This window comes from Gilvibacter sp. SZ-19, from assembly GCF_002163875.1.
Classification (GTDB): domain Bacteria; phylum Bacteroidota; class Bacteroidia; order Flavobacteriales; family Flavobacteriaceae; genus Gilvibacter.
This window is the reverse complement of sequence record NZ_CP019333.1, coordinates 187,933-211,028: the sequence shown is the minus strand read 5'-3', so window position 1 is coordinate 211,028 and position 23,096 is coordinate 187,933. Positions and strand designations below refer to the sequence as shown.

General features: G+C 45.0%; 17 protein-coding genes. 5 read left to right on the top strand and 12 right to left on the bottom strand.

Annotated features, from left to right (window positions below):
* Window positions 1-55: 55 nt before the first annotated feature.
* From BTO09_RS00940 to BTO09_RS00930, 3 genes are read right to left on the bottom strand one after another with little or no spacing between them, the layout of a single operon-like run.
* Complete coding sequence (locus BTO09_RS00940; protein ID WP_087525454.1) at window positions 56-643, bottom strand: superoxide dismutase family protein; 588 nt, start codon at window positions 641-643, stop codon at window positions 56-58.
* A 45-nt stretch (window positions 644-688) separates the two neighbouring features.
* Window positions 689-2,134, bottom strand: coding sequence for a DASS family sodium-coupled anion symporter (locus BTO09_RS00935; RefSeq protein ID WP_087522871.1), 1,446 nt, complete (start codon window positions 2,132-2,134; stop codon window positions 689-691).
* A 31-nt stretch (window positions 2,135-2,165) separates the two neighbouring features.
* On the bottom strand, window positions 2,166-5,351 hold the full coding sequence (locus tag BTO09_RS00930; protein WP_087522870.1) for a hypothetical protein: 3,186 nt from the start codon (window positions 5,349-5,351) through the stop codon (window positions 2,166-2,168).
* Between the two features lie 108 nt (window positions 5,352-5,459).
* Between BTO09_RS00930 and BTO09_RS00925 the strand changes: the two genes are divergently transcribed.
* Window positions 5,460-6,584 carry a VWA domain-containing protein gene (locus BTO09_RS00925; protein WP_087522869.1) on the top strand — a complete coding sequence of 375 codons (1,125 nt, stop codon included), beginning with the start codon at window positions 5,460-5,462 and terminating at the stop codon, window positions 6,582-6,584.
* Window positions 6,585-6,589: 5 nt separating this feature from the next.
* Window positions 6,590-8,053: a magnesium chelatase gene (locus tag BTO09_RS00920; protein ID WP_087522868.1), complete on the top strand. Its 1,464-nt coding sequence runs from the start codon at window positions 6,590-6,592 to the stop codon at window positions 8,051-8,053.
* On the opposite strand, the gene BTO09_RS00915 is transcribed toward BTO09_RS00920, so the two are convergent.
* Together BTO09_RS00915 and BTO09_RS00910 are read right to left on the bottom strand one after the other, a co-directional pair.
* Window positions 8,050-8,631, bottom strand: a complete 582-nt coding sequence (locus BTO09_RS00915) for a hypothetical protein (protein ID WP_157663391.1) — start codon at window positions 8,629-8,631, stop codon at window positions 8,050-8,052. The two genes, BTO09_RS00920 and BTO09_RS00915, sit on opposite strands and share 4 nt — an antisense overlap.
* A 19-nt stretch (window positions 8,632-8,650) precedes the next feature.
* Window positions 8,651-11,071 (bottom strand): outer membrane beta-barrel family protein, encoded by a 2,421-nt coding sequence (locus tag BTO09_RS00910; RefSeq protein WP_087522866.1) that lies wholly within the window; start codon window positions 11,069-11,071, stop codon window positions 8,651-8,653.
* 185 nt (window positions 11,072-11,256) lie between these two features.
* Here BTO09_RS00910 and BTO09_RS00905 point away from each other — a divergent pair, with 185 nt between their 5' ends.
* From BTO09_RS00905 to BTO09_RS00895, 3 genes are read left to right on the top strand one after another with little or no spacing between them, the layout of a single operon-like run.
* The gene (locus tag BTO09_RS00905; protein WP_087522865.1) at window positions 11,257-12,918 is read left to right on the top strand and encodes a serine hydrolase; all 1,662 of its coding nucleotides are present in this window, start codon (window positions 11,257-11,259) and stop codon (window positions 12,916-12,918) included.
* Window positions 12,919-12,923: 5 nt separating this feature from the next.
* Window positions 12,924-14,003, top strand: coding sequence for a sensor histidine kinase (locus BTO09_RS00900; RefSeq protein ID WP_087522864.1), 1,080 nt, complete (start codon window positions 12,924-12,926; stop codon window positions 14,001-14,003).
* Window positions 14,003-14,731, top strand: coding sequence for a LytTR family DNA-binding domain-containing protein (locus BTO09_RS00895; RefSeq protein ID WP_087522863.1), 729 nt, complete (start codon window positions 14,003-14,005; stop codon window positions 14,729-14,731). The genes BTO09_RS00900 and BTO09_RS00895 overlap by 1 nt, the downstream gene beginning before the upstream one ends.
* 53 nt (window positions 14,732-14,784) lie before the next feature.
* Here the strand turns inward: BTO09_RS00895 and BTO09_RS00890 are convergent, their stop codons facing one another.
* The 7 genes from BTO09_RS00890 to BTO09_RS00860 form a co-directional block, all read right to left on the bottom strand.
* Entirely contained in the window at window positions 14,785-15,162 is a 378-nt protein-coding gene (locus BTO09_RS00890; protein ID WP_087522862.1) for a LysM peptidoglycan-binding domain-containing protein, read from the bottom strand.
* 111 nt (window positions 15,163-15,273) lie between these two features.
* Window positions 15,274-15,930, bottom strand: a complete 657-nt coding sequence (locus BTO09_RS00885) for an ATP-binding cassette domain-containing protein (protein ID WP_087522861.1) — start codon at window positions 15,928-15,930, stop codon at window positions 15,274-15,276.
* Window positions 15,927-16,223, bottom strand: coding sequence for a hypothetical protein (locus BTO09_RS00880; RefSeq protein ID WP_087522860.1), 297 nt, complete (start codon window positions 16,221-16,223; stop codon window positions 15,927-15,929). The genes BTO09_RS00885 and BTO09_RS00880 overlap by 4 nt, the downstream gene beginning before the upstream one ends.
* A gap of 1 nt (window position 16,224) precedes the next feature.
* Entirely contained in the window at window positions 16,225-19,509 is a 3,285-nt protein-coding gene (locus BTO09_RS00875) for an amidohydrolase family protein (RefSeq protein WP_087522859.1), read from the bottom strand.
* A gap of 28 nt (window positions 19,510-19,537) precedes the next feature.
* Window positions 19,538-20,107 carry a YdeI family protein gene (locus BTO09_RS00870; protein ID WP_087522858.1) on the bottom strand — a complete coding sequence of 190 codons (570 nt, stop codon included), beginning with the start codon at window positions 20,105-20,107 and terminating at the stop codon, window positions 19,538-19,540.
* On the bottom strand, window positions 20,107-21,729 hold the full coding sequence (locus tag BTO09_RS00865; RefSeq protein WP_087522857.1) for a M1 family metallopeptidase: 1,623 nt from the start codon (window positions 21,727-21,729) through the stop codon (window positions 20,107-20,109). The genes BTO09_RS00870 and BTO09_RS00865 overlap by 1 nt, the downstream gene beginning before the upstream one ends.
* The gene (locus BTO09_RS00860) at window positions 21,730-23,058 is read right to left on the bottom strand and encodes a M28 family peptidase (protein ID WP_087522856.1); all 1,329 of its coding nucleotides are present in this window, start codon (window positions 23,056-23,058) and stop codon (window positions 21,730-21,732) included.
* Window positions 23,059-23,096 lie beyond the last annotated feature (38 nt).

Here is a 23,096-nt window from a genome sequence, read left to right as displayed (position 1 = left end):
AATAAAAAAACTCCTGTAGCACTGACAGGAGTTTTTCTATGCTATTTTGTAAAAACTATTCGATAATTCCTCCGCAGCTAACACGAGCTCCAGCAGCGCCAGAAGGCTGAGAAGTGAAGTCGTCTGCTCCTTGGTGCACAATGATGGCCTTTCCGAGTATATCTTTTTTCTCATCACCACAGCCCATGCACCACAGGTCGGTTTCAAAGGTAACCGTAGCATTACCTTCTGCGTCTGCGGTAAAGTTTCCTATATCTCCTAGGTGGTATCCGGCTTCTGCTCCCCACGCTCCGTGAGGTTGAAAGGTGGGATTCCAGTGTCCTCCCGTCGATTTACCATCTGGAGAACTACAGTCTGCTTTTTCGTGTATATGAATGGCGTGTACTCCTTCTGTTAGGCCTTTTAGTTCTGCCAACATACTTACTTTGCCGTTCTCTGCTGTGAATTTCACTGCTCCGGTAGCTCCAGATTCACTTTTAGACTCCAACTTGAACTTAATTGCAGTTACTTCCTCGGTAACTTCAACTTCTTTTTCAACTGCGGTCTCTTCTGTGGTTTCGGATTCCTTTTCTTTGGCTTCGTTCTTACAACTGCTAAAGGCGATAGCCAAAGCTAAAAAGGACATTATAGATATGCGTTTCATAATCAATTGGATTGGTTTGTTTAAAATTACAGCTTTATTAATCAATTAAAAAATAAATGGTATCACCAGCTTTAAAAAGATAAATAGCAGACCAATTGCCAGTAGATTTAAAAAGAAACCCGCTCGAACCATATCTTTGATCTTGATATAACCGCTGGCGAATACAATCGCGTTGGGCGGAGTAGCCATGGGCAGCATAAAGGCACAACTAGAAGCCATTGCAACGGGAATCAACAAATGCTCCATCGGCATGTCGAGCCCTAAGGCAATACCCGCAACAACTGGTGCAAAGATCGCCACCAAGGCTACATTGCTCATTAGTTCGGTCATAAAGAGCATGACCGCAATGATAAGGATTGCTATAGTGGTCGTACTCAGGCCATCCATAGCAGCGATATAATTGGCAATAGTGGTGATAATACCTACTTGCGAGAGGCCAGAGGCCAAGGCCAACCCACCGCCGAATAGGATCAATATCCCCCAAGCCAATTTTGAAGTGTCTTCCCAGTCTAGAATGAACTGTCCCTTAGAGAAGCTGTTTGGGATCACAAAGAGGGCAATGGCGGCATACATACTTATTTCGGTATCTGTAAGGCCCAAACCGGGGAATTGGCTGTTCAGCACGCCTCTAAAGATCCATAGAGAGATGGCCACGGCAAATACTGCCAAGACTTGTTTCTCTTTGCGGCTCAAGCCACCGAGTTTCTTTAGTTCCTCATCGATGAGTTCTTTAGATGCATCAAAGCGTTTTAAGCGGTTGGGAAATGCAACGTGTACCAAAATAAAATATACCAAGGCGATCATAACAAGCGAAAAGGGTAGTCCCATGACCATCCAATTCAAAAAAGAGATGGTGGTATTGTATTCGTTCTCCAGAAATCCGATGAGCACGGAATTCGGTGGTGTTCCGATAATGGTCGCTATTCCTCCGGAGTTGGCCGCATAGGCTATTCCAAGCATCACGCTTAAGGCAAAATTACGGTCGTTCTTGGTAAAACCGTCTGCATCGTCTATAAGCAAGTTGATTACAGAGAGACCAATGGGCAGCATCACCAAAGCACTGGCGGTATTGCTTATCCACATACTCAGTAAAGCCGTGGCCAGCATGAATCCAAGGATGATTCTATTCGGGCTCGTTCCGGTGATCTTAATAATAGAAAGCGCCAGGCGCTTGTGCAGATTCACTTTCTCTAAGGCGAGTGCCATTACAAAACCTCCGAAGAATAAGAAAACAATACTACTGCCGTAATGAGGTGCTACTTCTTTAATGGGCATCACGTTGGTGAGGGGAAAAAGAATCAAAGGTAAAAGCGCGGTCACTGAGATAGACACAGCTTCTGTGATCCACCAACAGATCATCCAAGCTGCTACAGCTATAACAGGATCTGCAGCTTCACTGAGTAGTTGCCCTTTAAAAAGCCAAAGAATAACGAACAAAACAGGCCCCAAAATGAGGCCTGCTTTTTTAGTGTTGGTATAGTTGCGTTCCATAAAAGCGGTCTTCGAACCGAATTTAGGCAAATTAATTTTGCAAACTGAATTGTTTTACCTCTTTAAAAGATGAGGTGTTAATTGCTTCCATAGCCTGACGGTATTCTGGCCACTTTTCACTGAAGAAACTGTTGGTGGCTTCCAAACCGGCTTGCAAAGCTGTTCTGGCTTGAGTCATCAGACGAGTTTCTGTAGAAGTGGTTCCCGCCGGACGGCTAGTGGCATATTGTCTTGCAAGTCCAATACGCTGCATAATGGTCACTTCTGGGTTACGGGTAATTCCCTGACGGTCATCTACTTTGCCCAAATAAAGCGCAATCACTTCATCGATAGCTTTTACGATCTCCTTACTTTGATCTATAGCCTCTTTATGGGCCTCCTTATCTAGCTTGCTCAACTTGGATTTGTATTCTTCGGCTATGTTTTTGCTTTCCACCAATTGTTTTACTGCGTCTGCTGCAGTTTGTGTCATGGCTTCTAAAGTTTTGCCGTTCTGATAAGCATTTTCAATGGCTTGAGGCGGAACATCCAGTCTCGGGTCCATTTTTACGGTGATCTCACTGTTAGCGGTTTGATCACCATAGATCATCTCTAATCGATAAGTGCCAGGCTTCACCTGAACTCCTCCCGGTTCTCCGAAGTTTCTGGTACGAATACGTCGACTTGGTCTGTCTACGCCCTTTTCGCGTAAGAACCAAGTAAAGCTGTTCACTTTATTGTCCTTAGGCGCTTTTTGCTTCAGGGTTCTTATTAGGCGTTGGCCGTCGTAAATATTTAAAGTGATGGAATCCCACTTCACGGCCTTTTCACCTGCTTCAGCCTCGCCTTCTTCTTTTTCGTCTTTGGCTGGTTTGTTGATCAAATAGCGAATAGGAGCTCCAAAGCTACGGTTCTCACCATTGTACAGTGCATCTCCTCCAAAACGACTTCCAGTTGGCTGCTGATACGCGGCCAGATAAGACGTTGCCGGATCGAACATCGTTAGGGTTGCTTTTGCCTTGGCGGCATCTGCAGCTAGAGCGCGAAGCGGTCTAATGTCATCCAATACCCAAGCCGCACGCCCAAAGGTTCCAATAACTAGATCGTGCTCTCTCGGATGGATCACTAGGTCTTTCACAGGGACTGTAGGGAATCCGTTGGTCCATTTTACCCAATCGCCACCAGCGTTTATTGACACATAAAGGCCGTCATCGGTTCCCATAAAAAGTAGGTTTTCCTCCTCAGGATCTTCTACAACACAAAGGGTATAACTGATTACGTCATTGTTATCAACAATTCGCTGCCAAGTCTTTCCGTAATCTTTAGTGCGGTACACATAAGCGTCGTAATTGTATCTTCTGTAATCGTTGGCTACAAGAAGAGCCTCTCCTTTACGTTTGTTGGAGGCTTTTATCTGCACAATCCAACTTCCCGCAGGTAAACCTTTAATATTCTTAGAAACGTCGGTCCAATTAGCTCCTCCATTGGTGGTGAAGTGGACACGGCCATCGTCCGTGCCGACCCACATCATATTTTGCTCTAAGGGAGAAGGCTCAATGACCAAAATCGTAGTATGGTTTTCCGCACCAGTAGCATCCATGGTAAGGCCGCCACTTTCCGATTGTTTTTGTTTCTCCGGATCGTTGGTGGTAAGGTCCGGAGAAATGATCTCCCAAGTCAAACCTTTATCGGTAGACTTATGCACAAATTGAGATCCGAAGTAAATGGTACTGTTGTCAAACGGATCGATATTGATAGCAGAGTTCCAGTTGAAGCGCAACTGCACATCCGGATCAGGATGTGTTGGGCGCACAGAGTAGTTGTTACCGGTTTGCCAATCGTAGCGCGAAACATAACCTTGCTGACTCATAGACCAACCAAAACGCGAATCGTCGCGGTCTGGAACCACATCAAATCCGTCTCCGAAACTGATCTCTTGCCAATACGAATTGCGAATTCCTTGTGCGCGCCAAACATAGGCCGGACCTCGCCAAGAACCGTTGTCTTGCATTCCGCCATAAACGTTATAAGGAAATTCATTGTCTACTGCAATGTGATAGAATTGCGCCACAGGAATGTTCCCGACAAAGCGCCAATTCTTTCCACCATCTCGGGTAATATTAAGACCTCCATCGTTTCCGTCGATCATAAAATTGCCGTCTTTTGGATGGATCCACCAAGCATGGTGGTCTGGGTGAACTCCGTTCGAAACACCGTAGGCCGGCATGAGTTCATTAAAATTCTTTCCGCCGTCTTCAGAGACATTCACATAGGTGAAAATGCTGTATACGCGGTTTTCATTTTGCGGATCCACATAGATCTCAGAATAGTAGAACGGACGGTTCCCAATGTCGCTCTTGTTGTTGATCATCTTCCAAGATTCTCCACCGTCAGTACTTTTGTACAAGGCGTTCTTTTTAGATTCTACCAAGGCGTAAACCACATTGGGTTTGCTTCTGGCAATGGCAATTCCTATACGCCCGAGATCGCCCGCAGGTAGGCCGTCTTCTTCTGTTTTTTCGCTCCAGTTCTCACCGCCGTCATAAGTGATGAAAAGCCCGGAACCTTCGCCTCCGGAGTTGAAAAACCATGGGTCACGCTTGTGCTCCCATAAGGCTACAATGAGTTTGTTTGGGTTGGACGGATCCATAACCATGTCTGCAACTCCAGTTTTGTTATTGGCGCTCAATATCTTTTTCCAGCTTTTTCCACCGTCTGTGGTCTTGTACACTCCTCGCTGCGGATGTTCTCCCCAAGGGCTTCCAATTGCTCCGACATAAACGGTGTTTGGGTCGTTCGGATGAATAATGATACGGTGTATGTGACGGGTCTCTTCCAGTCCCATGGACTGCCAGGTCTTACCGCCATCTAAAGATCGGTATACCCCAAAGCCACCATTTAGGCTGTTTCTTGGGTTTCCTTCTCCGGTTCCAACCCAAATAACACTTGGGTTAGATTGTTGAATAGCTACGGCACCTATTGAGGCTGTGGGCTGATCGTCAAATACAGGTTCCCAGTCGATCCCTCCGGAGTCAGACATCCAAAGGCCACCAGAAGCTGTTCCGGCGTACATCACTTGTGGGTTGTCATGTACTACGTCTATGGCCGTAACACGACCACTCATTCCCCCCGGACCAATGTTTCGGGGCTGCATGTTTTCAAATTGTTCTAAGTCTAGAGTTTGGCTCCATCCGCCTAGTGAGAACAGGATGGCAACGCCTAATAAAAGGTGTTTCATTGTCAGGTTGGTTTACAGAATGCTTAAAGGTACTACATAACAATTTTACATTTCTTAAAGCAGTGTTAACACCTAGCTATTGGCCTTAGAATGTCTTAATTTTATAAAATGAAGAAACCCAATCGATCTATCGGTTTTGCCTTTACCAGACACGAAGCCAAAGAGCAGTCGCCCTTTGATCGTCTGTTTGAGGTTTTTCAGGAGCTGATCACGCATACTTCTGGCGATTTTGACGAAGCTATGGACTGGTTGGAGCAGTTGGACCAGGAGTACCAACTGACCACAGACGACTATACTTTGGATGACTTTGTGGAGGATCTCAAAAAGAAAGGATACATCCGAGAAGAGATCAAACCAGACGGTTCTGGCGGTGTTGCCTTGACAGAGAAAACGGAGCGAGCCTTACGTAAGCGAGCGCTAGAACAGATCTTTGGTAGGCTCAAGCGCAGCGGCTCCGGAAATCACAAGACCAAGTATACCGGAAATGGAGACGAGATGGCAGGGGAGTTCCGCAACTATCAGTTTGGAGATGCATTGGATAGAATATCCATGACCGAGAGTTTGCGCAATGCACAGATCAATAACGGTTTGGATAGTTTCCATTTGACCGAGAACGACCTGGTGGTAGAAGAGTCCATGTATAAGGCCCAGATGAGTACGGTCTTGATGATCGACATAAGTCACAGCATGATCCTCTACGGAGAAGATCGGATCACTCCTGCGAAGAAGGTGGCCATGGCGCTATCGGAATTGATCATGACCCGTTACCCTAAGGATACTTTAGATATCCTTGTTTTTGGTAACGATGCTTGGCCCATAAAGGTCAAGGATCTCCCGTATCTGCAGGTGGGGCCCTATCATACCAACACGGTCGCTGGGCTACAGCTCGCAATGGATATGCTCCGCAGAAAAAGAAATACCAACAAACAGATCTTTATGATCACCGATGGGAAACCGAGTTGCATGCAATTGCCAGACGGGCGTTACTATAAGAACAGTAACGGTTTGGATCCACATATCGTGAGTAAATGCTATACCATGGCGGCCCAGGCGCGCAAACTACACATACCCATTACCACCTTTATGATAGCTCAAGACCCTTATTTGATGCAGTTTGTAGATCATTTTACCGCTGCCAATCAAGGCAAGGCCTTTTACACCGGTCTTAAGGGATTGGGCGAAATGATATTTACGGATTATGAAGCCAATCGCAAAAAGCGAATTAAAGGATAAGCACTATGAACTTAGAAAAGATAAAGACCTTAAAAGATCTAAAAGCAGCAGGATTTCAGTACCAATCGGTCAAAGATGAACTGCGCAAGAATCTTATTGAAAAATTGCAGGCCAAGCAAACAGTATTCGAAGGTATTCACGGTTACGAATACTCGGTGATTCCAGAGCTGGAGCGCGCCATACTCAGTAAGCACAACATCAACCTTTTAGGTTTGCGCGGGCAGGCAAAAACCCGATTGGCACGTCAAATGGTTAGCCTGTTAGACGAATATATTCCTGTGGTTGCCGGTAGCGAGATCAACGACGATCCTTTTGCGCCTGTTTCTCGATATGCTCGTGAAGTCTTGGCCGAGCAGGGAGACGATACGCCGATCAGTTGGTTGCATCGCGAAGATCGCTTTGCAGAGAAATTGGCCACACCAGATGTAACTGTGGCCGACCTTATTGGCGATGTTGACCCGATAAAGGCCGCCAACTTAAAACTAACCTATGCAGATGACAGAGTAATTCACTTTGGAATGATCCCAAGGGCAAACCGTTGCATCTTTGTGATCAACGAATTGCCGGATCTTCAAGCGCGAATTCAAGTTGCATTGTTCAATATCCTTCAGGAAGGAGATGTACAGATCCGCGGCTTCAAATTGCGTCTGCCTTTGGACATTCAATTTGTCTTTACTGCCAATCCGGAAGATTATACCAATCGCGGGAGTATAGTAACTCCACTAAAAGATCGTATAGGTTCACAGATCTTAACACACTATCCGGACAATTTAGAGATCGCTCGTAAAATCACAGCCCAAGAGACCGAAGCTGCTGCGGCAGAGAAGGGGAATGTCTATGTGCCGGACATGGCTAAAGATATTTTGGAACAAATAAGTTTTGAGGCGCGCAAAAGCGAATTCATAGATGCGAAGAGCGGTGTAAGCGCTCGAATGAGCATAACGGCCTATCAAAATCTTTTAAGTACGGCAGAACGAAGAGCTTTACTGAATAAAGAAACCGAAACTACTGTTCGTTTGGGTGACTTTATGGGCGTTATCCCTGCCATTACTGGTAAGGTGGAGCTGGTTTACGAAGGCGAGCAAGAAGGAGCTGCTCAGGTGGCACAACAGTTAATTGCAGATGCTGTCTTAGCTTGTTTTGAGAAGCACTTCCCAAAGGTAGAAAAACTGCAACGCGATGGCGACAAGGATCCTTATGCTGAAGTAGTGGCTTGGTTCTTCGAAGAACCGGGATTTGAACTGTTAGACAATTTATCGGACAAAGAATATATAGTCGCTCTGAATAGAATCCATCCTTTGGATGATCTGGTGCGTGCATACACCCCAGACATACCCAAAGAAGACCGCGCCTTCTACAAGGAGAGTATTCTTTGGGCCTTAGCCGAGTATAAAAAGCTCAGCAAGCATCCTATGGGCGATGGGCTTCATTTTAAGGATCTCTACGGGAGTTACATCAGCGGGCTTTAAGATCGAGGTTCAAAAACCCAATAGACTTTGCCGTTTTGCGGGTTAAAGCTCACCTTATGAATGCCAAGGGTGCTGTAGATGAGGTATTTTCCTTTAATTTCTAGCTCTTTGCCTGCTAGGGTTGCGCTGTAATTTCCGTCCGTATAACTAAAAGTCACGCCATTGCTAAATTCCAGTTTCAGGTTTTGCAGGCCGTAGTTGTTTTTTGATGGATAAAGCGTTTTTTCGACCGTAACCCCGTGCGAAGAATAGTTCCAGTTACTCGCAGATTGTGTTACGCGCAGCCGGTGGGCCGGGTTTAGGCTTAATTTTCCGCTGCGGAGTGTATAGGTGTCAGACTCCTCTTTATAGCTCGGGTAGAGCGTAAGTTCATAGGTCTTATCTATTAGGAATTCTGCCTCTTTACTGTTTTGAGTAAAAACTACTTTCCCAGTTTGATCTTTCAGCTCAAAGCGTGTATTTGGCGGATAGCTGATTTGATCATACGGGCTATCTGACTTATAAATGGTGAGGTAATTGTCTTGCGCCTGACAAATAAGAGCAGACAGTAAAAGACTAAGAGTAATTATCGTTTTCATAGTTGCTGTGTTTTTTAAATTAATTTTCAATTCTTCCTTTTTCATCTTCAATGGCTGTTTTACGTTTGCGGGCTTGTTTGATCTCATCACTACCGAAGTTATAGTTGAGACTCAATCGGAATTGCCTGCTGTCGGAGCCGCCATTGCCGTCTATTACCAGGTCTCCGAATTCCGTAACTCCAGACCAGGGTGAGGTAAATAGGATGTCGCTTCCGGCCACTCTTACCGTGAGTTTATCGTTAAAGAATTTTTTCTGAAGTGCCACGTCTAAAGATCCAAGGCTATCAGTACGGTAGGTACCACCCCAGATCGATGGCGATTGGAACCAACCGGAAACCTCAAAGGTCAGGCCTACTGGTAGGCTAAAGGTGTTCTGTCCGTAAAAGCTCAAAGTGTTCTGACTCACCGGAAGAAAGTCTGGAGAAGTGGCTTCGTACTCACTTCTAAAGGCATTCAGACTCAAATAAATCGACCACCAATCATTAATACGAGTAGGGTAGGAAACCCCAATATTATATACCCGTTGATTGGCCACATTACGCTGATTGATAAAGTTTTGATCTTCTCCCAAGGCTTCCGTCACTTGCGCGAAGAAGTCCGAGATATAGGTATAGGTAAAAGAGGTGGTCAAACGGTAATTATGGGTATGCGAAAGTTTGATATTGTTCGTGTACTGCGGCTGCAAGAAGGGATTTCCTTGTCTAAAGGTCAGCTCATCGATCTTGAACTGAAACGGATTCAGACTTTGATAGGTCGGTCGCTGAATTCTGCGACTGTAGGTCAGTGCTAAACTGTTCTTCTGATTGAGCTGGTAGGTTATTCCACCACTGGGGAACCAATTGGTGTAGTTGCGTTCTACCAAGGCGTTGGCATTGTCCTGAGCCGAGGTCAAGTCTCCTTCTGAAATGGTTTGCTCTACGCGTAGTCCAAATTGCAAATTCCATTTATCCCAGCGGATATTGTAGTTCAAATAAGCGGCGTTGATCTGTTCGGTATAATCAAAGGTGTTGGTTTGTTCTAAATTCAAGATCTCCATTCCGTCGATCACATCAAAGAAGTCAAAGACATTGTTGGTCTGTACATAGGAGTAACGCAATCCGGCTCCAAGCTTTCCACCCCACAAAGGCTGCTCGTAGTCTACTTGACCCGCAAAAATGTCTATTTTAATAGGAGTGATGAATCGCGCAATAGACTCGCTTACCGTATCTTGTTGGGCTCCGTCTAAATAATAATTGGGCTGAAAGTTATTCCGATCGCTGTTGAAATTGCCATAGTTGAGATCTACAGTAAATTCACGTCCTATGGTGTCCTTGTATTTATAGTTGAGGTTTCCATTCAAATTGGCAGCTACATTGTCTGAATTACTCTGAGCTATAAGAACCTCTACGGGCATGGGCTGCCCAGCCGGAATAATTGGGGTTCTACTATTGGTATTGTTGATCACATTGCTAAAATTGGCCGTAAACAAGGCCCCAAAAGTGTGGCGGTCGTTGATATAATAGTCAATTCCGGTCTTGATATTGTGGTTATTGTTGTCCAAAACAGTTGTACTGCGTTGGTCAAAGGTGGTACCGTTCTGACGTCTAAAGAGGTCAATGAAACCAAAGCCTTGCCCAAAGCGGTTGGAATAGGTACCGTAAATATTTGTCTTTTTACCTCTATTGTTCAGGTTGATAGAACTGTTAACTCTTGGATATTTACCTTGAATATACCCTAAGGTCAAACTACCATTGGTCCCAAGGCTTTTGTTGCGTTTTAGTATGATGTTGATGATCCCCGCATTTCCTGCAGCTTCGTATTTAGAAGATGGTTGGGTTATGATCTCTATGGATTCAATATCTGTGGATTGAAGCGTTTCTAAATAATTGATCAGGTCTTGACCTGCAAGGACAGAAGGGCGCCCGTCTATATAGATCTGTACGCCTGCTTTTCCTTCTACAATAATGCTGTTGTTGTTATCAATTAGGACTCCTGGGGCTTTTCTAAGCAGCTCAAATCCGGTACTTCCGGTAGCATTGATGGTTTTGTCTACATTAAAGACAGTCTTGTCTGCCAATACCTCCACAATTGGTTTTTCTGCCACTATAGTAACTTGATCTAAGGCTTCTGCAGCTTCTTCCAGCACGATCTGAGGTAGCGTCATGCTATCATTAAGTGTAATTGCTGCGGAGGTATACGGAGCAAAACCCAGACTGTTGAGTTGTAAATAATAGGAGCCAGGCTGCAATTCTTTAATGATAAAGTTTCCGGCTTCATCGCTAATTGTAGCTTTTACCAAAGTGCTGTCCTGCACCTGATATAAATAGGTAGTGGCAAAGGCAATCGGCGCTTCGTTTTGGTCTGCCAGGCTTCCGCGGAGTTCTAGATCTTGTGCCTGTAGCATGAAACTGCTTAGGGCAAAAAATAGAAGACTGATTCGTTTTTTGATTGTGATGTTCATAATGTTGATCTTATCTCTACAGCACAAATATGCAGTGTCCCTTAAACAATAAAAAGGATAATCCGACCAGTCGCCCTATGCGTCGATGAATGAACCCGGGCCATTCGTCGGGCTATAGGGCCATTCATCTGATGCTCTTATTCAGATCACTCTCAAGTCCTTACATTTGAGAAAAATGCATCATCATGACCAAACGAATAATAGTTTTATTTACCATTTGCTTATTCACTACAAATCTTTTTAGAGCGCAAGCCGTAGATAAGGCAGCTTTAAATGCGCTGATCGATAGCCGTATCAGTCCCGGAACTCCGGGCATAGCCGTAGGAGTAGTCTACCAAGGAGAAGTAGTATACGAGCATTATACAGGCCTTGCTAATTTGGAATTCGAAGTTCCTGTTGATGCTAAGTCTGTCTTTAATATTGCCTCGGTAGCCAAACAGTTTACTGCCGCTATGGTCTTAGACCTCAGTATAAAAGGAAGGCTAGACTTAAAGGATGATATACGAACCTATTTGCCAGATCTTTATAATGGTATAAAAGATCCAATCACTTTAGCGCAGATCATCACTCATACGAGCGGTATTCGTGATTACAGCGACCTTATGGGCATTCAACGCAATCCGTGGTGGCGCCGCGAAGGACTTGATAATAAGGATGTAGTTGAGCTTCTTGAAAAACAAGAGAGCCTCAATTTCAATCCGGGAACGGATTATACCTATAGCAATAGCGGCTACATTTTGCTCACTGAGGTCATAGCCAAAGTGAGTGGAGAACCCTTTGCGGACTATGCTAAGAAATGGTTTGCCGCTTTGGGAATGGAACACACCCAGTATTCCGACAACTATATGGAGGTGTTTCCTAACAAAGCTACTGCTTATGCCAATTGGGGCGATGGTCGCTGGCAGATCTATCCAATGATTACCAACTTACACGGCGATGGTTTTTTATATACAACTTTGGCCGATATGCTCCATTATGAGAAGCAAGTGCAAGCTGCGGTTTTAGCGGCAGGAGCTTCGTGGATGGCAGCGAGTCAACAAGCACTGAACCTATCACCCACGGGTTATAGTTATGGTTTGGAGCACAGCAATTTTAGAGGCCAGCCCATGATCTTTCACTCCGGAGCAACTGGCGCTTATGGAGCCCATGTGGTTCGCTTACCTCAGGATCAGCTGGCTGTCTTTGTAATGAACAACGGGATAGTCGATGCGAGTCGTCTGGCCATGCAAGTTTTAGAGACTATCTATGGGCCGCAGGAGGCTAAAGCTCCCCAAGCTGTTATGCCGGCCAAGATCGGAAGCAAACCAAAAGAAGCTGAGCTATTGGGAACCTATCTTTTAGAATCCAGTACAAAGGTGAATATTGTAAAACGCAACGACAGTCTGTATCGAGAAATAGAAGGAGCTACCCCTGTGGCATTAGCACATGTAAAAGGAAATGTATATAAGTATACCAACGGATCTGGGCTGGTTCTGGCATTTGTAAAAAGTGAGCAGACCCCTGGGCAGTATGACTTTGAGTTGTATCATCCCGAGATTCCAATGCGCAAAGGAGCGTGGTTACCTCCTCTGGTAATCAACCCTGAGGAATTAAAGGTATTAGCGGGCCATTACAAGAATGACGAACTGGATTCTCAAATGGAATTGCAATACCTGGGCGAAGAACAATTCAGCGTAAAACTCAAAGAGCGGGCGCTAGACGCTACCCTCATCCGGGCGAACACCATTCGTGTAAACGGTGGATATATCTTAAAGCCACAGTTTGCCGCAGATGGCACCCTAAGCGGTTTTTTACTAAATTATGGTCGGGTGCAAAATGTGTTCTATGCTAAAATGGATCCGAAATAATAATTATGGAGAATACCAAAAAAGCCTGGTTTGACAGGACAATTGCCAGTGTGCGGATAAAGGATATCCTGATCACTTTTGGACTGTACATGCTCTTTGCACTGATGTATCACATTACCCTTTGGGTCAATCGTGCCGGTTATAACGATCCGGAAGATGCGATCTTTCAATTGGTGCCTTTTATCCGCCGCGGTGGCATGCAATACACCATTTTCTTTCTATTGACTATCCCAGTTTGGTTGTTGATCTTTAGAGGACTCAAAGATTGGAAGCTTTATCAACGGCTCTTGGTTCATATAGTTACCTTGCCTGTTTTTGTCTTTGCTGCAAAGTATATCTACTACGAGCTCAGTGAGGCTTGGGGTATGTGGCACTTGCAAGGAGGAGCCGAGGTTTGGGATGTTTATATCCCTGCGCTTTTCTATATGATACAGTTTGGCTTTTTTCATGCTTACGAATACTTTAGAAAGAATCAGGAAAAATTGAAATTAGAAGGCGAGTTACGCCAAGCGGCTTTAAAAAGTGAACTCTCTGCCATCAAGGCGCAGTTGAATCCGCACTTTTTGTATAATGTTTTCAATACCATAAATGCCTCTGTGCCTCCAGGACAAGAAAAGACCAGAACCATGATCGCGCAGCTTTCTGATCTGTTCCGTTATCAACTTAGAGCGTCTCAAGAAGAGCTAGTGACCCTGGGCGAAGAGCTCGAATTCGTCACCAAATATCTAGATCTGGAAAAAGCGCGCTACGGCGATCGCTTAGCGCTTAATTTCAATGTCGACAAGGCCTTGTATAAAGAAAAGATCCCGCCTATGCTTTTACAGCCTCTGGTAGAGAATTCTATCAAGCACGGTTTGTCAAGCATCATAGAAGGCGGATCGATCAGCATCAGCATTTTCAAAAGAGGCGATAAACTGATGTTCGAGCTTGCCGATACTGGCATAGGGATCAAAGACAAGGAAGCGGCATTTACTAAGGGTATAGGGCTTGCTAATACGCAATTGCGCCTGCAGAAGATGTATCAATCCCAATTGGAGATCTTTGACAATCAACCTCAAGGAGCTATTATAAAATTTGCCATTTAATGCAGAAGGTTATTATTGTTGACGATGAGCAGGCGGGCCGTTCGTTAATTCGTGAGTACTTAGAAGATTATCCAGACCTCATTGTAATGGCAGAGGTTAATAATGGAGTGGACGCCGTTAAGGAGATCAATCGTTTTAAGCCCGACCTGGTCTTTTTAGATATTCAGATGCCAGGATTGACCGGTTTTGAGGTCATTACCCGTTTGGACGAATTGCCGCAGATCATCTTTTCTACTGCTTACGATAAATACGCCCTTAAAGCCTTTGAGGTTCATGCGGTGGATTACTTGCTTAAACCCTACACTAAAGATCGATTCCGCGTGGCCGTAGAACGCCTTGGTAAATCCAATTCTCAAGATGCTTTGGCACCTCTGACCAATACTTTGTTGATGGAATCCAACCATTACCCGGAGCGCGTTTTGGTTTCTTCCAATAAAAAACTGATCACCGTAGAAGTGGCGCAGATAGCCTGGATAGAAGCTTATGGCGATTATTCTAAATTACACACGCCGGCAGGGAGTTTTGTGAGCAATTACGGGATCAGCTCTTTGGCCGATAAACTCGACCCAAAACTGTTCTTGCGCGTGCATCGATCTGCCATGGTTAATCTAACAGCAATAAAAGAAGTGGCCAAATACGGTAAGAGCTATGAGATCACTGTAAAGAGCGGAGAAAAAGTACGAGTTAGTCGAGGTTATGCCGAAGCGGTCAAAAATCTAATTGTATAAACATAAAAAAACCGCCATTAGGCGGTTTTTCATATTTGTGCTACTATTATTCCTTATAGGTTAGGAATAATTAGTTCTTGTCCTGGGTGGATCATATCAGGATTCTTCAAGATATCGGTATTTGCCTCAAAGATCGCTTGATACTTCATAGGATCTTTGTAGTAGTGCTTAGCGATCTTGCTCAAAGATTCTCCGCTAGCAACAGTATGACGGTGGTAAACAGACTCGTCAGCAACTTTGATGTCGGCCATGATGTCTGCAGGATTTTCTCCTCCAACCTTTTTGATCTCGTCCCATAGCAAGTTCTTTTCGTATGGCGTAGCAGCTGTACCCCAAACTTTAAGTTGTCCTGCTTCTTCTCTTACGTCTCCGTCTTGAATGTTGAGTTTCTCTCCTAGATCAAGAACGCTTTGGTATTTTGATTTTATCATGTCTTAATGTGTTTAGTGATTTCTACTTTAAAGATACGAATAGCAGACAATACCCCATAGAGGCTCGTAAAAATTTAATTCACCGCTCCGTTTAAAGAAGATTTTTGCATCTTATCGGATATAAGCCAAGGCCTTGAGGTCTTTTTTATCTGTTACTTCTATCAATTTTCCATGATGCAACAGTTGCGTCTTCTGGCAGATTTCTAGGACATCGTGGTAATAATGATCGGTGATCAGGATTGCTTTTGCTGCGGAAGTTTTGAGTAAAAGCTCTTTTATTTGTTCTATGGTCTTAGGGTCGGTCATGGAAAAGGGCTCGTCTATAAGCAAAACCCCGTGGGGTAAATGACAGGCCAGTACCACGCCGAGAAAGGTACGCTGCCCTTCTGAAAGGGACCCGACCCATTTTTTGGTCAACACATGTATGCCCGGGGTATAAAAAATTCGGTCTTGGACATCTGCGTCTGGGCAGGTCATAGGGATGAGGTCTTTCACCTTTAGTTGCTTCGGATACATGTGATATTGTGGCAGGTAACCGATCTTTTGCCATCTAAACTTCTTGTAGACCTCCAAAGGTTCTTGGTTCAAAAAGAGCGAACCTGCATCCGCCTTTAAGCTTCCAAAAAGAATTTTAAGCAAGGTAGACTTTCCGGCTCCGTTGCTACCTAAAAGTCCACAGATTCCTCCTTTATCCAATTGCAATGAAACATTGTCAAGTACAGTTTTATTACCAAAGGATTTGCGAATATTTAAGGCGACCAACTTCATAATAGTATGGCGGCTATTCCAGCTATTACACTGGCGAGAACTAGAGTTAAGATAAGGTTTAGGTAAAAGGCCAGCGTCATTAGGCGTCCTTTAGTAAAACCAAGGTTATGATAGTATAGCAGCTGTTCTTTGTAAAATGTGCTAAAGGCCAGTTGTCCAAAAAAACTGCCTAGCAATATAAATATCACTATAGCCCACACCGCATCGATAAAGATGTAAGTAAGTGCAGACAAAGCCAATCCTGCTGGGAGTTGACTCCAATAATAATGGAGTATTGCTCTCCAATAACGCATGCTAGTTTACTTGATGCCCTATGTGACAACCACAACCTGGTCTTAGGAAGCTGTTACTTTCTTCATGCCAAGGAAAGGCTTGGTTGTAGCCGGGTTGTTCCCAATAGAAAGGCAAACGCTTTTTGGGGGAGTTGCCAACTTCGTCCATGGTGTTGGTGTCATACAAACGGCCGTTGACCATAGTGTATAGGACCGAATTGGTATTTTGAATGTCTTCTAAAGGATTCTCGTCTAGAATAACCAGATCTGCCAGTTTACCAACTTTTAAAGACCCGATGTCGTTTCCTGCGCCTATGTATTGCGCTCCATTTATCGTAGCGGCTTGTAAGGCTTGCATAGGAGTCATGCCACCTTGAGCCAGCATCCAGGTTTCCCAATGTGCTCCTAGACCTTGTAATTGTCCATGCGCTCCCATATTTACTTTTACCCCGGCATTGGCTAGGGCAGTGGTGGTCTGCGAATTCAAGATATGTCCGTTGGTGTATTCCTCCATGGGAATCATGGTTCTGTGTCTGGATCGCGCATCGATCACACTTCTGGGAGTGTATTTAAGCAATTTTTCATTTTCCCAAACATTGCTGGTCTGATACCAATAATATTCGCCGCTCATGCTGGAATAGTTCACAATATGCGTAGGGGTATAACCAGTGCCCGAAGTTTTCCAAAGTTCAATAACATCTTTGTATACCGGGGCAATAGGAATATTGTGTTCCACGCCTGTATGGCCATCCATTACCATGGTCATGTTGTGGAAAAAGGTAGATCCGCCTTCTGGCACTACATTGATACCTAACTCTCTGGCCGCCTGCATTACTTGTTGGCGTTGTTCGCGCCTAGGTTGGTTGTAACTCTTAACCGAAGTAGCCCCAAAGGCCTTGGTGCGTTTTATGGCAGATCTAGCATCGTCTAGATTGTTGATCACGGCTTTAAAGTCTCCATCAGCACCGTAAAGAATAAAACCAGTGGAGTAGATTCGAGGCCCTACCAGATTACCTGCCTTTACCATTTCTGAAAGCGTAAAAACAGTCTCCGTATTTGCAGAGGGGTCATGAGCCGTGGTGACACCGTAGGCCAAGTTGGCCGTAAGCTGCCAGTTTTGTTGTGTAGTTAAGCCGTAACGGAAGGCACCTAAGTGAGCATGCGCGTCCACTAAACCGGGAATTATGGTCTTACCACTCATATCCATAACAGTAGCTCCGGATGGGATTGTGACGTCCGCCGCGGCGCCTACTGCCGTTATGCGATTGCCATTTACCACAAGTGTACCGTTCTCTATCACTTGGTCACCTTCCATAGTAATGATACGGGCTCCAGTAAATGCAATGATCCCGCTGGGTTTGTCTACTGCCGAATTGAGTCCGATCTTGATCCCGGATTCGCTCATGTCGGTGGCTTCATCTTTTCCGCCTGGAATAAAACCGAATTTGTCGGTCAGGTCATTTTTAAAATACTCGTCTCCCAAGGTCCACATCATGGCCTTACTATCTTTGGACCAATGTAGATTGATCCCTGCGTCTTTGCTTACCTGCACCACAGGTACATTTTTGCTATTTGGGGTAAGGTCTTGTGTTTTTCCATTCAAGACCAGCGGAGCTATATAAGCTCTGTGCAAATTGCTAAAGCCGATCCATTTGTCATCTGGAGAAGGCACCAAGCGGTTGGCGTATTTTGAGCTTACATGCGTTTGTTTGTCTTGCCCGCCCAGGTCTACACTGTGCAAAGTCTTGGTTGTGTTTCCAAAGTAGGTACCTCCGGTCTGATAATAGATACGACTATCGGTACTGTTATAAGTTGGATATTCTCCTTCTGAGGTCAATTTTTTCATCCCGCTGCCATTGGCGTTCATGGTGTAAAGACCACTGTTCTTGGTATAGGTAAAACCTTGGTCGGTATTACCGCCTTCACGTCTAAAAGCAATTTGTGTTCCGGCGCGATTAAAAGATGGCGTGCGATATATGGCCTTTTCTGTTGTCAAACGGGTTACAGAACCTCCGTTGACTGGAACAGATAAAACGGCACCTTTTTCTAGGTCGTTCCAAGAAACGAAAACGATAGTGTTTCCGTTTGGGGAGAAGCTTGGCTCGAATTCGAAATCGGTGCCTTGAGTTAATCTTTTTGGGGTGCCATTAGGCAGGGCTTTGGTCCAAAGATACCCTAAGGCATGAAATACGAGTGTTTTTCCATCTGGAGAGGTAACCGCCTGTCTTATGGCCTTAGAAGTAAAGGTCTTATCTGGGATAGGAGTATTGAAATGCACCGTTTTGGCAATTTCGAGTTTTACATTGGCCTCGAATGGTATAACAGTAACACTCAGATCTGCTATATTTAGCTTGTGGATCTTGCCTTGGGTCCAAAATACCAGATGCTTGTTGTCTGGCATCCAATCGAAATTGGGGTAAACTCCAAATATGGCCCAGGCCTCTTGTTGGTCCTTGTTTAAGGCATCGTAGACAGGATATTCTACACCTGTTTCCAGATCGTGGATATAAAGGGTAGATTTAGTTCGCACGCGTTTTACAAAAGCGAGCATTTTGCCGTCTGGCGATATTTGTGGTCGGGCTGCTCCTCCAGGTCCACCAGTTAATTGGGTGGTCTCTCCAGTGGCAAATTCATAGCGTTTTATCACATAGATCTGTTTGTTCGGATCTTTATTGTACTGAAAGAATCCGCCGGGATAAACATCTTCACTGTAATACAGGTACTTCCCGTCTGGACTAATTACAGGCTCATTGACATCTTGCTGATCGTTTTTGCGTTTGGTAAGCTGCATGCCGCTGCCTCCAGTTATATGATACTGCCACATTTCACCAGCTCCCAAGGAACGGCCAGAGGTAAAGTGTTTGCGAGCCACAAAGGAATAACCGTCTGGCATCCATGCGGCGTTGTTGAGTAACCTGAAGTTCTCTTTGGTGATCTGCTTCGGATTGGAGCCGTCTGCATCCATGATCCAAATATTGTCGCCTCCTCCGGCATCGCTGGTAAAGAGGATCTTACTACCATCTGGGCTAAATCGCGGTTGGATCTCAAAGGGAATACCGCCGCGAAGCACTTTTGCCTTTCCACCTGTGGCTGGCATGGAGTAAATATCTCCCAACATATCAAAGACTATGGTCTTACCGTCGGGGCTTACGTCTAGATTCATCCAGGTGCCTTCTGAGGTCGTAAAGCGATGGGTATTGTATTCGAATTCGTCTCCGGGAGCATTCACGTCCCATTTTGCTTCTTCCTTTTGAGCAAAGCTTAGGGTGATGCTCAAAAAGCAGATAAGGCTTAAGAATCTAGTCATGTCGATGAAATTTTTTAAAGATACTCTTTTAGCGGGATTTAATATTGGCCAAACAAAGCTGAATGATCTCGTCGATTCGTTTTTGTCTTGTTGCTTCTCGTTTGGCGCTGTACAGCCAACTCAAATAACTCTTGCGGTAACCCCGACTAAAATTGCTGTAATTGTCAAAGGCCAGTGGAAATTCGTCAAAGGCCTCTTGCAGGTCTTTGGGTATGATCAGGTTTTCTACCGCATCCATGGCGGTCCAAGTACCGGTCTCTTTGGCCAGGTCGATAATCCGATAACCAGCTTGGTGTATAAGTCCAGAAGCCTCGAGTTCGGCAACATATTTTTTGTTCAGTGCGCTCCAAGTGCTCTTGGGGTTTCTGGGGCAAAAATATTGTCGGCGTTTGCCGCCCCCCAAACTTTTTACGGTAGAATCTATCCATCCGAAGCAAATAGCAACCCGCACGGCTTCTTCCCATCGCATAGTGTCTATGCCAGTCTCCAACTTATAAAAGATCAAGTAAACACCTTTTGGGTACTGATCGTGATTGAGACTGAGCCATTCGCGCCAGGCTACATCTCTGGGGAAATATAAGACCGGGCGCTCTTCCATTAATTTGCTATAAGCTGGTAATCCACATAAAAGTCACGTTTAACAGCGAAGAATTTTAGATTCAGATCTAATTCCTCGGTTTTCCACTCACTGCTTGGGAAGATCCATTTTTCGGTATCATTCAGCATTGCAATCACTGGCATATCAAAGTTCTCTACGATATTGGTGTAGCGGTAGCTGAGTTTATTGCCGGCCATCTTGACCTCCAGATTTGGAATCATGGTGGTGCGCAGATATTGATTAAAGAAGGCCGAAAGATCTTTGCCTGTAGCCTTGCTAATATAGTCTTCTACTTGCTTACTGCTTACGGTCTGATGTCTAAAATCCTCATTCAAACCTCGCAGTATGCTTCGCCATTGCAGATCGTCCTCTATCAACTGGCGTAACGTGTGCAACATATTGGCCCCTTTGTAGTACATGTCGCTGCTGCCTTCTTCACGAACTCCGTAGGTGCCAATGATAGGCTTGTCGTTCATGATAATCTTGCGCGTACCTACAACATAATCTGCCGCCGCATTAGCTCCGAAGTGATAATCCAAATACAAGTTTTCGCTATAGGCTGTAAAACCTTCATGAACCCAAAGATCTGCGACATCTGTGGTTGTTATGTTGTTGGCAAACCATTCGTGTCCTGCCTCATGTATAATTATAAAATCGAATTTCATACCCCAACCGCTACCGGAGAGGTCATAACCGCGATACCCGTTTTTGTAGCCGTTGCCATAGGTTACGGAACTTTGGTGTTCCATACCTAAATACGGGGCTTCCACGAGTTTGAATCCGTCTTCGTAAAAAGGGTAGGGGCCAAACCAATATTCGAATGCTGCGAGCATTCCTGTGGTTTGCTCGAATTGTTTGCGAGCTTTGGCTTCATTTTCTCTCAGCACATAATAATCGACATCGAGATTGCCTTTTTCGCCTTCGTGAATTTCTCTAAAATGGACATAGTCTCCGATATTAACATTGATCCCATAATTGTTTATCGGGTTCACCACTTGCCATGTCCAAGTCTTAGTAGTAGCAGTACTGTCTACCTTGATCAAGCGGCCGTTAGACACATCCATTAGGTCTTTCGGAGTGGTCACACTAATAACAGTGCCTTGATCTGGCTCATCGTAAGGGTGGTCCTTGTTGGGCCACCAGATACTAGCGCCAATTCCCTGGTTTGCGTTTGCCACAAAAGCTTTTCCGTTGCTATCTTGGGTAAATACAAAGCCGCCATCCCAAGGTGGATTCTTTGCTATCCGTGGTTTTCCGCTAAAGAAGACTTTGATCTGCTCTTCTTTGCCCGGTTTCATTTTCTTTCTGAGTTTTACAAAGTGCGCAATTCCCTCTGAAGTCCATTCGAGTTCTTTGCCGTCTTGAACAACCTTTTCTATACGCATGGGTTCTTGCAGATCCAATTGTAAACGATCTCCGTTTTTTAGAACTTTATAAGTGATTATATTGGAGCCAGAAATGCTTTGGTTGTCAATATCTACAGTGACATCCAGCTGGTAATGCTGTAAGTCCCACCAAGCGCGCTCTGCAGTAATTTGACCCCGTAAGGAATCTTGACGGCTATAATTTTGGCCAAAGGAAATACTACAGCTCAGCAGTAAAAAAAGAAAACGGTAATTCATCTAACGGATAATTTTATTAGGGAACACTACCACGCTTTCGTGCCCATTAGCACCTACGGCAGCAACTCCGAAGAAGTAGTTGTCAATAACAATGCCATCTAGAGTGGCAGAAGTAGCTCCGGTTACCAGTCTGGCATTATCCCAGGTAGGAGAAGTTGTATCGCGCCAATAGATCTTATAGGCTACAGCCCCTTCGACCGGCGACCACTCCAAACGGGCGCTAGCTTCTACGATTCCCCCAATGCCCACTTCTGCCGGAGCTGGAGGTGCCCATGCCAAACTCGCCAAGTTGATCGCGTTTACTGCTGTGAGCTTTTTAGCGTAGGGAAAATTGACATGTTCAAATGTGTCTCCATAAGCAATGCCGTCTTCTACGCGGATATCTTGATGTTGCTGGGTGTAATTCTCGTGGGCTTCCATGATGCGGATGCCGGCAAAACCAGCATCATTGAACGGCCGGTGATGCCCGCCACGTCCAAAACGATCCAAACGGTAGATCATCATCGGGTTCATTTCTGGCATATAGGTTTTGGTGGTCTTGTGTACATATCTGGCCAATTGACGAGAGATACCGTCTACCTCTCCGCCGTAAAAACGCATGGCGCGCAAGCGTCTGGCATCTGGCTCTGGTGGATAAGGCTCGCTAAAAATTCTAAAGGTTCTGTTGTCGACCACCCCATCTACTCCGGTGATATTCCCAATCATGTCGTTGTTAAGGATCCCGATAATGTCCCAGCCTTGGGCCTTGGCATAAGCAGCCAGGCCTTTTCCGCCGTATAGGCCCTGTTCTTCGCCACTTAGACCAACATAGATAATGCTGTTCTCAAATTTATATTTGGAGAGTACTCGCGCGGCCTCTAAGGTCCCTGCCATACCACTGGCGTTGTCGTTTGCTCCTGGAGAATCTGAGGTATAATCAGTAGGGTCGCTAACGCGGGAGTCTATATCGCCGCTCATGATGATAAAACGATTCGGGTATTTAGTACCGCGTTGAATGGCTACCACATTGACCACATTAACATCTTTTACGATGCGCTGCGAATCGCCCTTGGGTACAAAATCACTCTGGTAAAAGACTTCCAAACAACCACTACAGGCGGCAGAGGTCTTGTCGAATTCGCTTTTTATCCAGCGACGGGCAGCGCCAATTCCGCGAGTATTAGAAACCGTGTCACTGAGGGTATGACGGGTGCCAAAATCGGCCAAGGTCTTTACGTCTTGCTTGATCCTATCGGCAGAAACGGCGTCTATAATGTCATAAATTCTTGGGTCTTGTTGGGCGTGAGAAATACTACTTACTAGCAGTAGCAAAAGGATAAAATTCCGCATGTTGGTCTTTTTGCCTAAAATTAGCCAAAAAGTTTCAG